This window comes from Arthrobacter sp. GCM10027362, assembly GCF_042679445.1.
Taxonomy (GTDB): Bacteria; Actinomycetota; Actinomycetes; order Actinomycetales; family Micrococcaceae; genus Crystallibacter.
The window spans coordinates 1-819 of sequence record NZ_JBHTML010000414.1 but is presented as its reverse complement, the minus strand read 5'-3'; the positions used below and the strand labels follow the sequence as shown (position 1 = coordinate 819).

General features: G+C 74.7%; 1 protein-coding gene and 1 pseudogene. Both read right to left on the bottom strand.

Annotated features, from left to right (window positions below; translation table 11 throughout):
* Nucleotides 1-477, bottom strand: a pseudogene (locus tag ACFQ36_RS23070) (YggS family pyridoxal phosphate enzyme); the annotation flags it as partial.
* Nucleotides 474-819, bottom strand: a 346-nt coding sequence (locus ACFQ36_RS23065; RefSeq protein WP_377017938.1) for a laccase domain-containing protein, incomplete at its 5' end; no start/stop codon positions are given. The gene ACFQ36_RS23065 and the pseudogene ACFQ36_RS23070, both read right to left, overlap by 4 nt.

Below are 819 nucleotides of genomic sequence, written 5' to 3'. Positions count from 1 at the left end.
GCCCGGGGCGGCCGCCGGCCGGGCGTCCGCCGGGCGGTCGTCCAGGTCCACCTGGATCAGGCAGACCAGCTCCTCCCTGGCCGGCTGGCCGGCGGCGCGGCGCCGTTCCTGTTCGGCCAGCATCGCCTTGGACAGTGCGGCCACCAGCGCGGGGCGGTCCACCGAATGCACCGCGTGGGCATAACGCACCACCGACTTGGCCTTGTTGGTCTGCAGCTGCCCGATGAAATGCCACCTCAGCGCGGACCACGGCCCGTCCCCGGGCAGTTCGGCCGCCTTGGCGGAAGCTTCCTGGTCCCGATTCTCCCCCACGTCCCGGACCCCCAGCTCCGCCAGCGCCGCCACGTCGGAGGCGGGAAAGTACTTGGTGACCACGATCAGTTCGGGCTCGGCCCCGCCGCGGCCGGCGGCGGCGCGGGAGATCCGCCCGCGCACCTGCGCCAGGTTCGCGGCGAGCTGGTCCTTCCGTGCGCTCACGCGGCAGCCCAGACCAGGCCCGCGAACCGCCCGCACCCCGGATCGCGGCGGTACGAGAACAGCGCGGCGCTTTCCCGGGTGCAGCCGTGCACCTGCTGAACCTGCACGCCGAGGACCTCGAGCTGGGCGGCGGCCCCGGCGGCCAGGTCCAGGGCCGGAGTGCCCCAGGAGGTTTCGGAGCGCAGTGCGGGCAGCAGCTCGCAGGCTTCGGCCTGCATGCCGGCGGGCACTTCGTAGCAGCGCCCGCAGATGGACGGGCCGATCCAGGCCCGCAGCCCGGTGCCGCCGGCCTCGACCAGGGCGGCCACGGTGTTCGCCAGGATGCCGTCCAGCAGCCCGCGG